The 12,384-nt window shown below is 64.8% G+C and carries 16 protein-coding genes; 8 read left to right on the top strand and 8 right to left on the bottom strand.

Annotation, left to right across the window (positions count from 1 at the left end; translation table 11 throughout):
- Positions 1–160: 160 nt before the first annotated feature.
- Positions 161–754, bottom strand: a complete 594-nt coding sequence (locus tag ACYVN4_RS20645) for a type 1 glutamine amidotransferase domain-containing protein (protein ID WP_460723514.1) — start codon at positions 752–754, stop codon at positions 161–163.
- Between the two features lie 99 nt (positions 755–853).
- On the opposite strand from ACYVN4_RS20645, the gene ACYVN4_RS20640 reads away from it, so the two are divergent.
- Positions 854–1,024: a hypothetical protein gene (locus tag ACYVN4_RS20640; protein WP_460723512.1), complete on the top strand. Its 171-nt coding sequence runs from the start codon at positions 854–856 to the stop codon at positions 1,022–1,024.
- A gap of 5 nt (positions 1,025–1,029) precedes the next feature.
- Here ACYVN4_RS20640 and ACYVN4_RS20635 read toward each other — a convergent pair whose 3' ends face one another.
- The 3 genes from ACYVN4_RS20635 to ACYVN4_RS20625 all read right to left on the bottom strand — a co-directional run bounded on the left by ACYVN4_RS20635 (position 1,030) and on the right by ACYVN4_RS20625 (position 2,896).
- Entirely contained in the window at positions 1,030–2,028 is a 999-nt protein-coding gene (locus ACYVN4_RS20635) for a YihY/virulence factor BrkB family protein (protein ID WP_460723510.1), read from the bottom strand.
- Positions 2,029–2,058: 30 nt separating this feature from the next.
- On the bottom strand, positions 2,059–2,487 hold the full coding sequence (locus ACYVN4_RS20630) for a hypothetical protein (protein ID WP_460723508.1): 429 nt from the start codon (positions 2,485–2,487) through the stop codon (positions 2,059–2,061).
- Positions 2,488–2,566: 79 nt separating this feature from the next.
- Positions 2,567–2,896, bottom strand: a complete 330-nt coding sequence (locus ACYVN4_RS20625) for a plasmid stabilization protein (protein WP_460723506.1) — start codon at positions 2,894–2,896, stop codon at positions 2,567–2,569.
- Between the two features lie 167 nt (positions 2,897–3,063).
- Between ACYVN4_RS20625 and ACYVN4_RS20620 the strand changes: the two genes are divergently transcribed.
- A complete protein-coding gene (locus tag ACYVN4_RS20620) occupies positions 3,064–4,860 on the top strand; it encodes a thiamine pyrophosphate-requiring protein (protein ID WP_460723504.1) in 1,797 nt (598 codons plus the stop codon).
- Between the two features lie 69 nt (positions 4,861–4,929).
- Here ACYVN4_RS20620 and ACYVN4_RS20615 read toward each other — a convergent pair whose 3' ends face one another.
- Positions 4,930–5,364, bottom strand: a complete 435-nt coding sequence (locus tag ACYVN4_RS20615) for a hypothetical protein (protein WP_460723502.1) — start codon at positions 5,362–5,364, stop codon at positions 4,930–4,932.
- Between the two features lie 14 nt (positions 5,365–5,378).
- Positions 5,379–5,930: a hypothetical protein gene (locus ACYVN4_RS20610; RefSeq protein ID WP_460723500.1), complete on the bottom strand. Its 552-nt coding sequence runs from the start codon at positions 5,928–5,930 to the stop codon at positions 5,379–5,381.
- Positions 5,931–6,044: 114 nt separating this feature from the next.
- Here ACYVN4_RS20610 and ACYVN4_RS20605 point away from each other — a divergent pair, with 114 nt between their 5' ends.
- Positions 6,045–6,236: a cation transporter gene (locus ACYVN4_RS20605; RefSeq protein WP_460723498.1), complete on the top strand. Its 192-nt coding sequence runs from the start codon at positions 6,045–6,047 to the stop codon at positions 6,234–6,236.
- Positions 6,237–6,323: 87 nt separating this feature from the next.
- A complete protein-coding gene (locus ACYVN4_RS20600; protein ID WP_460724051.1) occupies positions 6,324–6,587 on the top strand; it encodes a hypothetical protein in 264 nt (87 codons plus the stop codon).
- A gap of 280 nt (positions 6,588–6,867) precedes the next feature.
- Here the strand turns inward: ACYVN4_RS20600 and ACYVN4_RS20595 are convergent, their stop codons facing one another.
- Positions 6,868–7,554, bottom strand: coding sequence for a PAS and ANTAR domain-containing protein (locus ACYVN4_RS20595; RefSeq protein WP_460724050.1), 687 nt, complete (start codon positions 7,552–7,554; stop codon positions 6,868–6,870).
- A 243-nt stretch (positions 7,555–7,797) separates the two neighbouring features.
- On the opposite strand from ACYVN4_RS20595, the gene ACYVN4_RS20590 reads away from it, so the two are divergent.
- Together ACYVN4_RS20590 and ACYVN4_RS20585 are read left to right on the top strand one after the other, a co-directional pair.
- Positions 7,798–8,997, top strand: coding sequence for an AI-2E family transporter (locus tag ACYVN4_RS20590; protein ID WP_460723496.1), 1,200 nt, complete (start codon positions 7,798–7,800; stop codon positions 8,995–8,997).
- A 289-nt stretch (positions 8,998–9,286) separates the two neighbouring features.
- Positions 9,287–10,171 carry an RNA polymerase sigma factor SigF gene (locus ACYVN4_RS20585; RefSeq protein WP_460723494.1) on the top strand — a complete coding sequence of 295 codons (885 nt, stop codon included), beginning with the start codon at positions 9,287–9,289 and terminating at the stop codon, positions 10,169–10,171.
- Positions 10,172–10,316: 145 nt separating this feature from the next.
- On the opposite strand, the gene ACYVN4_RS20580 is transcribed toward ACYVN4_RS20585, so the two are convergent.
- A complete protein-coding gene (locus ACYVN4_RS20580) occupies positions 10,317–10,646 on the bottom strand; it encodes a hypothetical protein (protein ID WP_460723492.1) in 330 nt (109 codons plus the stop codon).
- A 157-nt stretch (positions 10,647–10,803) separates the two neighbouring features.
- On the opposite strand from ACYVN4_RS20580, the gene ACYVN4_RS20575 reads away from it, so the two are divergent.
- Together ACYVN4_RS20575 and ACYVN4_RS20570 are read left to right on the top strand one after the other, a co-directional pair.
- The gene (locus ACYVN4_RS20575; RefSeq protein ID WP_460723490.1) at positions 10,804–11,931 is read left to right on the top strand and encodes a glutamate--cysteine ligase 2; all 1,128 of its coding nucleotides are present in this window, start codon (positions 10,804–10,806) and stop codon (positions 11,929–11,931) included.
- Between the two features lie 228 nt (positions 11,932–12,159).
- The gene (locus ACYVN4_RS20570) at positions 12,160–12,375 is read left to right on the top strand and encodes a hypothetical protein (protein WP_460723488.1); all 216 of its coding nucleotides are present in this window, start codon (positions 12,160–12,162) and stop codon (positions 12,373–12,375) included.
- Positions 12,376–12,384 lie beyond the last annotated feature (9 nt).

The raw sequence follows: 12,384 nt of genomic DNA, 5'->3' as shown, positions 1-12,384 counted from the left end.
GAGGTCTTTGGTGGTTTCGGAGGGTGAGTCCGAGGGTCGGCTGATCGTGCTCGTGCCCGGGAATGTGGTGCCGCCGTTGGTGTAGTCGCACGCGGGGACTGCGAGGGCAAGGGCGCACAGTGGTATGGCGAGCAGTGGTCGGCGCACGGGCTTCCTGCTCTCAAGCTCGGTCGGTCAAGGCCGCGGTGATGGTGTCCACGAAGGCGGCCAGGTCTGCCGGAGTCCGGGAAGTGATCAAGGGCCAGCCGTTCTCGTCGCTGCGGACGACTGCCTCGTCGACCCACCAGCCGCCCGCATTGCCGATATCGGTGCGCAGCGACGGGTACGAGGTGAGCGTCTTGCCCGCGATCACCTCGGCGTCGACCAGCAGCCATGGCCCGTGGCAGATGGCGGCGATCGGCACGCCCACGGTCGCGAGGGCCTGCACGAGGGCGCGGGCGTGCGGGTTCGTGCGGAGTCGGTCCGCGTTGACCGTGCCTCCCGGGATGATGAGAACGTCGATCTCGGTTGGGTCGAGGCTGTCGAGGGTGGTGTCGGGATCGATGATTTCGGCTGGCTCGAGGTCGTGCCGATAGGTCAGCACGGGTTCGGCTTTCGACGAGGCGTGTAGCACCGAAGCCCCGCGTTCGCGCAGCCCATCCCGCGGAATGACAAGTTCGTCGTGCTCTACGCCCACGTTCGTGGTGATGATCGCTACTTGCAGTCCGGCGAGTCGACTCACAGTGGAGGCGCGGCGGATTCGACGAGGTGTCATAACCCGCGGATGCCCGGCCGTTCGCCCTCGAAACGGTGTGGCTCGTGTGCGTTACAGCTGGAGTGATGCGGGTAAGCGGTGGGCAGGAGGTTGATCGAAATGGCCGTATTACTTTTGGTGCTACTGCTCGCCGTTGTGTTCGCCGGGCTGGGTTTCCTGGTGAAGGTCCTGTGGTGGGTCGCCATCGCGGTGTTGGTGATTTGGGTGCTCGGGTTCGTGTTCCGCGGCGCTGATGCCGCCGGTGGTCGCGGGCGGTGGTACCGCTGGTGAGCCGCTCAGCCGGGTGCATCGCGGGGTGGCAGGACAGGCTCCTCGGTCGGTGAGTGCCCTTCGGCGATCAGGGCGCCGCGTGCCAATTCGGCATCGAACGCGGCGCCCAGCAGCACTGCCAGGTTGGTGAGCCAGAGCCAGACGAGAAAGACGACGGCGCCGCCGAGTGAGCCGTACACCTTGTTGAAGGAACTGAAATGGCCCGCGTATACCGTGAATCCGGCCGAGGCGGCCGCCCAGATCAGTACCGCCAGGAAGCTTCCCGGAGTCAGCCAGCGGAACCCGCGTTGGCGGACATTGGGTGCTGCCCAGTACAGCAGTGCGCACACCAGGCTCACCAGCAGCGCCAGCACCGGCCATTTGACGATGTTCCAGATGGACACGGTGGCATTGCCGCCGCCGATCCAGCGACCCACCCGGTTCGCGATACCGCCGGTGACGACCAAGCCGATCGCGCAGACCGCGACCGCAGACCCGACCGCGATGGTGAGTCCCAGGCGCAGCGGCAGCGTTTTCCACACCGCACGTCCTTCTTCGACGCCGTACAGCGCGTTGGAGGCCCGGATGAAAGCACCGATATAGCCCGAGGACGTCCATACCGCGCTCGCCAGACCCACTGCCGCTAGCGGCCCGGAATACGCATGCGCACCACGCAATTGGCCGAGGCTGTCGATCAGCAGGCCGGTGCCGTTACTCGGTCCGAGGTCGCGGATGGTCGAGACCAGCGAATCGATCGCCGCCGGATCCAACAGTGCGAGGCCGGCCGTCAGCGCGAGCAGGCCCGGAAACAACGACAGCACACTGTAATAGGTGAGTGCTGCGGCCCAGTCGGTAAGGCGATTCGACCAAACGGTCGCGAAAACCCTTCTCGCGGCCTCGAACCAGCCTCTCCAGAACAACTCTGCAGGCCGGTCGATTCTTCGTCTGATCATTATCTCCACCGTTAAGAGATGAGCGCGTTCATGCCGGTCGCGAGTATCGAGGCGGTGCCTGCGATGGTCCACCCGACCGGTCCCAGCCGTCTCGTACCGCTGTCAGCCGAGCCGCCCCGCGATCTGAGGGATCGGCGTGGGTCCGGGCTCCGGATCGGGTTTGCCGGGCAACGGCGGAGTCGGAAAGGGCTGCGGGGGTTCAGGTACGGGCGGCAGCGGTGAAGGCGGCACCGGCACGGGTTCGAGTGGCGGCCGAGGGGGCACCGGTTCAGGAGGCTCCACCGGCGGGTGCGGCAGGACGCCCGTGTGAAAATCCAGGTCGATGTCGTCCGGGTGCAGATCGAAGTGGACACGCAGGTCGGTCATCGCGTTCTCGAGGTTGATGAAGATCAGGCGGGTGTCCGGACGTATTGTCTCGTCTCCTCCGGCGAAATCCAGAGCGCTGCAAGTCATCTCGCGCTCCATGGCTTGCCGCAGCAGCTGAACGGTGAGGAGGGCGGAGGCCGCCAGACGGGATTCGGCAGAGTTCATCGGAGACTCCTGGGGTCGTGAACCGGGTAGCGCAGCGGTACCACCGGGCGGACGAGCCAAACAGCGCAGCAGTGGAGTCTCAGTTCTTGCCGAGTGCCTCGGCGAGCTGTGCCTTGGTCATGGTCGAGCGGCCCTTGATGTTTCGTTGCCGGGCCTCGTTGTACAGCTGGTCGCGGGTCAGCCCCTTGGGTCCGTTCCGTCCGGAGCGCTGCCCGCCGCGTTGCTGTGGGGACTTGCCTTGCAACGAGGTGGGGCTGGCGGTTTTCGTCTGCCCGGCCCGGGCGCGGTTCTTGTTGACGGTGCGGGCCGCGATCTCTTTCGCCCGTTTCGTGTTCGCGCCGCGGTCCTCGGCCGAGTCCTTGATGTGTTCGTACTGGCGTTCCTGCTTGCTGGTCCATTCCTTGGGCATGGTTCCTCCTGACGTGAACGGGGCGCGAACTGACGCGCCCGGAATGGCAGTGCTGACAGCACATTCGTGCGGTACCCGAGGCATCACCCGGCAAACGACGTGATTGCCGGGAGCCGTTGCGGGTATCCGGCGGCCGACAAGTACCGGGCTGGAGAACAGGAGCGAACATGACGCGACAAGTCGGTGATCATGTGGTGGAGCGACTTCGCGATTGGGGGGTGGATCAGGTCTTCGGCTATCCCGGGGACGGGATCAACGGCCTGATCGCGGCTTTCGGCCGCGCCGCCAATCATCCCGCCTTCATCCAGGTCCGGCACGAGGAGATGGCGGCGTTCGCGGCAACGGGCTACGCGAAATTCAGCGGCAAGGTGGGAGTCTGTCTCGCGACCTCCGGCCCGGGCGCGATCCATCTGCTCAACGGGCTCTACGACGCCAAACTCGATCACGTGCCGGTAGTGGCGATCGTCGGTCAGACAGCGCGCAGCGCGATGGGCGGCAGCTACCAGCAGGAGGTGGACCTGCAGAGTCTGTACAAGGATGTCGCCTCTGACTATCTGGTGGAGGTGAACGTGTCCAGTCAGTTGCCCAACGCCTTGGACCGAGCCTTTCGCATCGCCGCCGCCCGGCGCGCGCCGACCGCAGTGATCATCCCATCCGACTTGCAGGAGGAGCCGTACGATGCGCCGACTCATGACTTCAAGCAGGTGCCGTCGAGCTCTCCGGGGCCTGTGGCCGCACCGATGGTCCGTGCATCGCAGGATCAGATCGATTGTGCCGCAGAGATATTGAACGCGGGTTCGCGCGTGGCGATTCTCATCGGTCAGGGTGCGCGCGGCGCGGCGCTGGAGGTTCAGCGCCTGGCGGATCTTACCGGGGCAGGCGTGGCGAAAGCACTGCTCGGCAAGGACGTTCTCTCGGACGAATTGCCCTATGTCACAGGTTCTATCGGGCTGCTCGGTACTCGCCCCAGTTATGAACTGATGCGTGACTGCGACACACTGCTGATCATCGGATCCAATTTCCCCTATGCGCAGTTCATGCCGAAGTTCGGACAGGCGCGCGCTGTTCAGATCGACATCGACCCCACCATGATCGGCATGCGTTACCCGACCGAGGTGAATCTGGTGGGTGATGCCAAAGCCACTCTGGCAGAACTGATTCCGCTGGTACATGCGAAACCGGATCGGGCCTGGCCGCTCGAGATCGCAGAGAATGTCGTCCGGTGGTGGCAGACGATCGAACGGCAGTCCATGCTCGAGGCGAAGCCGGTTAACCCCATGCGGGTCGTCTGGGAGCTGTCGCAGCGCATACCGGACAACGCCATCGTCACCGCAGATTCGGGGTCGTCCACCAACTGGTACGCGCGATGCCTGCGGATGCGCGGCGACATTCGCGGCTCACTGTCCGGAACGCTCGCGAGCATGGGCCCGGCCGTTCCTTATGCCATCGGCGCGAAATTCGCCCACCCGGACCGCCCCGCCATCGCTCTGGTCGGCGATGGCGCTATGCAGATGAACGGCCTGGCCGAACTGCTGACCATCGCTCGCTACCAGGATCGCTGGAGCGATCCTCGTTTGATCGTGTGCGTCTTCCATAACAACGATCTCAACCAGGTCACCTGGGAACTGCGCGCCATGGGTGGTGCTCCGAAATTCGAGGAATCCCAAACCCTTCCGGACATCTCGTACGCGGATGTCGCGCGTTCCGCTGGCCTGGCCGCCATCGCTGTCGACTCCGCGGATGACGTCGGCCCTGCCTGGGAGGCAGCCCTGGCAGCCGACCGCCCCTTCCTCCTCGACATCCGCACCGATCCCGAGGTGCCGCCGATCCCGCCGCACGCCACCTGGGAACAGATGAAGGACACCGCCGAAGCGATCCTGCGGGGCGACCCCGGCGGCTGGCACCTGATCACGCAGGGCGCGAAAACCAAAGTCCAAGAAATGCTTCCCGCACGCGACCAGTGAGACGGATTCGGATTTCGGCCCGCCACCACCGGTGAACGGTGGTGGCGGGCCGAAATACCCTCGGTGGGTTCAGATTGTCAGCAATCGGTCGAAGTAGTCGCGGTAGCCGCGCAAAGCGTGGCGCAGGTCCTCGGTGTCACCGTCCTCGCCGCGCGACCATTGTTCGTCCAGCTTCTTCTTGCGCTGGGCGAAGGTGGTGGTGAGCTGTTCGAGGGTTTCGCTGACCAATGAATCCGCCTTCGTGACGGCCTCTTTGGGGTCGTCGACGAAAGCGCCCTGCAATTCTTGCCACTGTGTGCGGAAGCGGTCGAGGTCGTGCTGGTCGAGCAGCGGTGTGCCCTCCTCGCGGTCGATGCCCGTGTGGGCTGGCTCATCCGCGTGCATCGATTCCCGTCGACTGTCGATCGGCTGGCCTTCCAAATCGCCCGTCGAGAAGTCCGGGTCGTTCACGGGCACTTCGGCGTTCACGCTTCGATGGGCTGACCGGTCGTGTTCGGTACTCATGAGATTGTGTTTCCTTACTTGTGCTGGTGGGGGGAATCGCCATCGAGCAGGTCCCGGAACAGCGCCCGATAGTGCACGAGCGCCGTTCTCCTGTCCTCGGTGGACACGGCCGTGCCGGCCGGGCGCGTCGCGATGCCGTGGGCGGCGCGGTAGTGGCCGAGGGTCGTCGCATGTTCCACGGACAGGTCGGCGAGCTGCTGGTCGTAGTTGTCGGTTGGGTATCCACGTTCGGCCATGACCGTGGTCACCAGGCGATCCGCGTCTTGGGTGGCATCGGCTGGATTGTCGACGAACTGTTCTTGTATGCCGGCCCACTGAGCGCGGTAATGCGCTTGCCGATCGGGAGAAAGCGCACGCAGGTCGAAATCGGCGTGCCTGCGCTCGCGGTCGGTCAGCTCACGTTCCGCGTTTCGCCGGTGATCGGAATCCTCGACGACGCGGTCGTACTCGGGTCCGAACCTGTCGCGCAGGCGTCGCCTGCGCAGCATCGGCCGCAAGAACACAATGGTAGCCGCGATCAAAATCAACACTGCCACAACAACAATCGTCCAACCTGTAGTAGACACCCGAACCTCCTTCGACGAGCCAGTCGGGTCTCCTCGGCAATGCCTCGCCGACGTCCGTTCAAACCCCTTGCTGGATCCATGTTTGAACCTGCGCTGCGGTGCTACGCGCTGGACATGACCTACACCATCACCCTGCCCAACGTGACGCGTGAAGCCGCAACGGCGGTTGAGCAGCGATTGAAAGGGCTCAATGGGATCGAATACGTGGATGTCGATATGCCTTCCGAAACCGTCACGGTAACAGCGACTCTCACCTACAACGAGGTGCTCGCAGTGATCCGGGAAGGCGGTATCGCGGCGGACTGACCCGGTCGGGCATCGGCTCGGGAGTCGAGCATGCCGACCAAAGCTGAACCAGCACTGCATAATTCAACTGAAGATTGGAATCAGAAAATGTACACGAACGACAAGTGGAGAACACGCGGCGCCCGGCGATCGTCGGTGGGGATCGGCGGCATCGTCGCGGTGCTGCTGATCGTGTGGCTGCTCGTCGGCGCGGTTGCCGCTGGGCAGCGGCACTACTACGACAGTGCGCCGACCAACTGCGCGAGCACGTCGACCGTCGCGGTCACCATCATCGCGGGCCCGCTGAACTATCTTGGCGTGAACCCGAAGGTCGCCGATTGCCACGTCAACGCACCGCAACCCAGCCCGTAAACGCACCCTTAGGGGCTGGCCGCGAAATCGGCTGCGCTAGAGCCGTTTCGGAGGAAAGCGCCGACCGGCCTGGTGGCGCTGGTCGGCGAGACCAACCGCACCGATGTTCCCACGGCCGCGCCCTGAGCATGGCAATCGAGCACGGCATTCAATCCGGCGCTGCCGTAGGCGACCCGTCGCAGGTCGACGACGAGCAGCCGCGCGGGATGGGCGGCCGCGGTCGACCAGCAGTCGATTCATCCGCAGATCCGTACCGAAATCTCATGGTTCATAACTGATTTCACCGACGGCCCTCTGGGCGCCGGGGAGCTTTGTGTGCCCGGTGGGGCGGGTCCGTAGTCGGGCTGTCACCGGCCGGCGGGTCCGGTGGTACGCGTTCGTGCACCGTGAGCAGCACATGGTCGAAGCGATTCTGGGCGGCGGGGGAGGTGAACGAAATCGTTTCCAGCTCGGCGACCAACTGCCCGGCCAATGCGCGTAGTTTCGTGTTCGTTTCCTGCGAGCGCCACCGCAGGACCTGGAATGCCTGATTCGCACTGATCCGGTACACCAGCATGAGTGCGCCCTTGGCTTGCTCGATCAGAGCGCGGGCCTCATACAGTTCCAGCAGGGTCTCATCGAGCATTTCCTGCGTGGATTCCGCGATGGTGTCGGTGAGATCGATGTAGTAGCCGGAGGTTCCGACCACCGCGCCGGACTCGTCGAACATCCGATCCGCGACGACGAGCACGCTGTGGATCGCCCCGGTTGTGTCGAGAAAACGATGCCGACTGGAGAAGGAGTCACCCGAGTGCAGCGCGTAGTCCAGGATGTCCTGCACGTGCGCTCGATCGTCGGGATGTTTGTGCGACATCAGCAGTTCGGTGGTGGGTTCCACTGTCCCCGGCTGGTACCCGTGCATCCGGGCCACCTCGTCGGACCACTCCCAGCGTTGGCCCACGAACCAGAAGCGGAAGCCGCCGACCACTTGGGTTTGCCGCTCCGGCGACTTGCCCGCGGCGCTCGCCGCACCCTGGTCGGGTGGTGAGTTCTTCGATGGCTCCCGCACTCGTGGATTGTCCCACCATCCGAATGCCCGCATCAGCCGCAGCGCGAAACCGTTCCTTCCAAGATCGGTGCGTGGGTATTTCGCCCGAGACAGGGTATGGCTCCGACATACTCTGCGGTCGAAACGAGTGGTCTGATGGGAATGCTGCGTATGGTTCGCGCGATGCGCCATGACACTTCGAATGCGGGCGAGAACCCTCCTCTCGCACCGGATTCCGGTCACAAGGCGGCGGTAGCTCAGCCGCACGGTGGCGAGGAAGGCGGTCCGATGCTCGCCGCCGAAGCCGCTGCGGCGCAGGCCAGTACCGCGCAGCATCCGCTCGGCATTCCCGGCCGACGGTTCGACCGACGCTCACCGTTCATGATCGGGATGGCCGGGGCGGCGGGCGTGGCGGTGACCTACGGTGCCATCCAAGCGGTGATCGCGGTGGGGCAGGTGCTGATTCTGATCGTCATCGCGTTGTTCTTGGCGATCGGTCTCGAACCGGCCGTGTCCTGGTTGGTACGTCCATGGTTTCCCCGCTGGGCGGCGGTGACGGTCGTGTTCCTGGTGGCGATCGGATTGTTCGCCGGTTTCCTCGCTGCCGCGATCCCACCGCTGGTCACGCAAGGCGGAGCCCTTCTCCATAATGCCCCGGCGTATGCCGACCACCTCACACAGCGATATCCGGCAATCGGCGCTCTGGACAATCGATTCCACCTGCGGGACAAAGTAGTGAGCTCGCTCAACTCGGGTCAGGGGAGCCTGGCCGGCGGGATCGTGACGGCGGGTCGGCGGGTCTTCAGCGTCGTGAGTGGAACCGTGATCGTCGCGGTGCTGACCGGCTATTTCATGGCCAATTTCGTTCATGTCCGAGCGGCCCTCTACCGCCTGTTCCCGCGCTCGCGCCGGCCGCGCGCCATCCTGATCGGTGACGAGATCTTCGCCAAGGTCGGCGGATACATCCTCGGGAACCTGCTGATCTCGGTGATCACGGCGGTGCTGACGTTCGTGTGGCTGATTGCGTTCGGGGTGCCCTACCCGCTGTTGCTCGCCGTCCTGGTGGCCCTGCTGGACTTGATTCCGGTGGTGGGCTCCAGCCTGGCCGGGATCATCGTCGCGCTGGTGGCGCTCACGGTGTCGGTGCCGGTCACCATCGCCACGATCGTCTTTTTCATTGTGTTGCGCCTGGTCGAGGACTACGTCCTGGTGCCTCGGATCATCGGCAGAACCGTTGAGGTGCCAGCGCTGGTGACCGTGGTGTCGGTGCTGCTCGGCGGTGCCCTGCTCGGCATCGTCGGGGCACTGCTGTCGATCCCCGTCGCCGCTGCGGTGCTGCTGGTCATCCGGGAGACCGTGCTGCCCTCGCTCGACGAGCGTTAGCGGTCTGACCTGCGGTGTTCGGGCCGAATGGTTAGCACGGCACGAAACGGGTACATCATTGTTATCGGTCGGATATCGCTGCCGGAAGGTGCGCGACCGAACACGAGCTGCGTGGAGCCGGGTAATCAGCCGGTCCGACTAGGTCGTCGGTGCGCCTCGAGATCGCATCCCGGAAGGGAGCGTGATCAGCGATAGCCGTGGCGACTTGTCCAGCAAGCGGCAGAGTCACGATTTGATCACTCGGGCAATCGGTTTGCGCCCGAGTCGAATTCACAATCGAGGTTGCCCGATGAGCTCGACAGCAGCTCTTTCAGAGCGGACGAAACCGAAATCGACCACTTCCGACAGCTACGACAATATCGAGCCACGGTTCGGTGAACTCGCCGGATTGGCGTGCGGTGATCCCCGCAGGCGCGCCCTGCGGGACACGATCCTGCAGTTGTGTATGCCGCTGGCCGACCATATCGCCCGCCGGTTCGCCGGCCGTGGCGAGGAGTACGACGACCTGCAGCAGGTCGCACGGCTCGGGTTGATTCAGGCCGTAGATCGGTTCGACGTCGGCCGTGGCAGTACGTTCCTGGCCTTCGCGGTACCGACTGTCATGGGAGAGGTGCGCCGCCACTTCCGCGATCACGCCTGGGCGGTGCGAGTTCCTCGCGGTCTCAAGGAGATTCACGGGAGGCTCGGACCCGCGACCGAGGCGCTGTCGCAGCGGCTCGGGCGCTTGCCGACCGCGCGCGAGCTAGCCGCGGAACTGGAGGTCGACCTGCGCACCGTGACCCAGGCGCTGGTCGCGCGCAACGCCTTTCGTGCCGAATCGCTCGATCGGCTCTCGCAGGCCGACGAACAGAGCACGCCCTCCGCGGTCCTCGATACTCTGGGCGCTGACGAACCCTGCTACCAGCTCACCGTGGACGCGATGACCGTGCGGCCGTTGATCGCTCAGCTGCCCGCCCGTGAGCGGCAGATTCTGATTCTGCGCTACTTCGAATCGCAGACGCAGTCTCAGATCGCCGAGCGCTTCGGTGTCTCGCAGATGCAGATATCGCGAATCCTGTCCAGAACGCTCGAGCGGCTGCGGGAACAGGCCCTCGACCAAGATGCTGAACCGACCGGGTCCGGCGGCACATCGATCGGCCGCCGAGACCGGCTGGCCAGCCGAAGTACCTGTTGATCGGTGGGTGACCGTCTGGTCCGCGGCGGATCCATATGCCGCTGCGGATCGGCGATCTCCCGCCTTCGAAGGCTCTGGCATGGTCCTTGGTGGCGTCGAATTCAGCTGGGTAAGCAACGCTTTCGAGGAACGTTGGTCCGAGCCGCTACTTCTTCGGTACGAGAATGCCGGTCAGGTCGGCATCACGGATCGGGGTGTCGGGATTCAGCTGCGCCTGGCACATCACGGTGATGGCCGCGATGGACGCGTCGACGGTGTCCGGGTTCGCCGTCGGCGTGACCTTGGTGTCCTGGTCGAGGTATTTGCGGACCGTGATCCGCTGTTTGTTCTGGTCCTGGGTGGTGAATTCGCTGCACGGCGTATCGCCCCCCTTGTTCACGACTTCCTGCGCCTGGTCGCAGGCGCCGAGTACCAGCACGGCCGCCGCGGTGGCGGAAGCCAGTGCGAGGATTCGACGAATACCGTTGTGGGTCATGGTGGAGGCTCCTTCGATAGCCTTGGCCTGGCCGTGTTCGACAGTCCCGCAGTTCCCTGTGCATCCATGCTCAAACGGTCCTTCCGGACCGCGTGTCGGGCTGCGGGGGAGGGGCGTTGTGGGCTTGTCCGACCACTCGGCGAGTAGCCTCAGAGCAATGGACGCGGCCTCGTCGACCGTCGGCGTTGAGGAAGAGTTCCTGCTTGCGGACCCGGTGACGGGAGCGCCGGCCGCGAAGAACGCCGAGGTGGCGCGAACCGCCGCAGCGGGCGGGATCGATCTGCAGCTGGAACTGACCAGATGCCAGGTCGAGACGAATACCCGCGTGCACTCGAACACCGCGGATCTGCTGGCGGAGCTACGCGCGTTGCGTCTCGGTGTGGCGTCCTGCGCTGAGCAGAACGGCGCTCGCCTGCTCGCGGTGGCGATTCCACCGACGGTCCCGCACAAGTTCCCGGTCACCGACACGGCACGTTATCGGCGCATCGCCGAGGGGTTCGGCATGCTCGCACACGAGCAGGGCCTCTGCGGCGCTCACGTCCACGTCGCGGTGCCGGATCGCGAAACCGCGCTGCAGGTCAGCAATTATCTTCGGCCTTGGCTGCCGCTGTTCCTGGCGCTGACCACGAATTCCGCTATCTACCGTAGCGCCGACAGCGGGTTCGCCAGCTGGCGGAGCATCCTGTGGCGACGCTGGCCGAGCGCGGGCCCGCCACCCTATTTCGCCTCGACCGAGCAATACGACGCATTGGTCGCCATGATGGTGTCCAGCGGCAGCATCCTCGACGAGACGATGGTGTACTGGGATGTCCGCCCGTCGATGAACTATCCCACCGTAGAGATTCGGGTCAGCGATGTCCCGGCCACTGTCGAGGAGACCGCGCTGCTGGCCACTCTGGTGCGGGCCACCGTCATGACCGCGCGAATGTCGTTGGAGCAAGGGCATATCGCACCACAGGTCCAGGACGAGATGCTGCGCGCGGCCTACTGGAAGGCCGCGCGAACAGGGATCGACGGCAGCGGTGTGCACCCGGTGGATGGCCGTGTCTTACCGGTGCCCGCTCTGCTGGCCGAACTGGTCGATCATGTCGGGGCAGCCCTCGAGGAGTTGGGAGACCGCGCATTCGTCACTGACGCGATCCAGGCCGTCCTCACCCGCGGCAACGGCGCACGCCGACAACTCGACGCCTTCCGCAGGCATCGAGAGGTCGGCGATGTGGTTACCGAATTGACGAACGCCACACTGGAGGGTTGTCACCGGCACCCGGCCGAACTGCCATCGTAAGCCGCACCATTCGCGGCGCGTTCGTCGAAGTTCGCTGATGCCGTAGTGAATCCGGTTGGCTGCTGCCGGTCGGGGTACGCGACGAGTGTCCGACTACAACGCCCGGTCCGGAGCTCGTGCCCGGGTCGTAGGGCTGTGACCCACGCGCACGTCACTGACGACGGCACCGCAACGCCGAGGTACGCGCGCGGATCCGCCGAACCGGCCCGCCTGCCGATGTTGCGTGCGGTGGCCGAAACCGTTTTGCTGACAGCGGATTTCACTCTCGATGTGGTTGCCGATGTACGGGTGGCGTTGGCCGAGGACGGCTTCGGTCGCGGGTTGTTGTACACCCTGACCGACTCGATCGAGTCGGTCTGCGAAGCGTTCGACGGCGAACTTCCCGGATATCGAGTGATCGTGCAGTTCACTCGCCGCCGGAATCCAAGTTCCCTGGGCCTGTAACCGGGTTGC

The organism is Nocardia heshunensis, from assembly GCF_054782115.1.
Note: the sequence above shows the minus strand (reverse complement) of the source record. Positions and strands in the feature narration are given on the sequence as shown.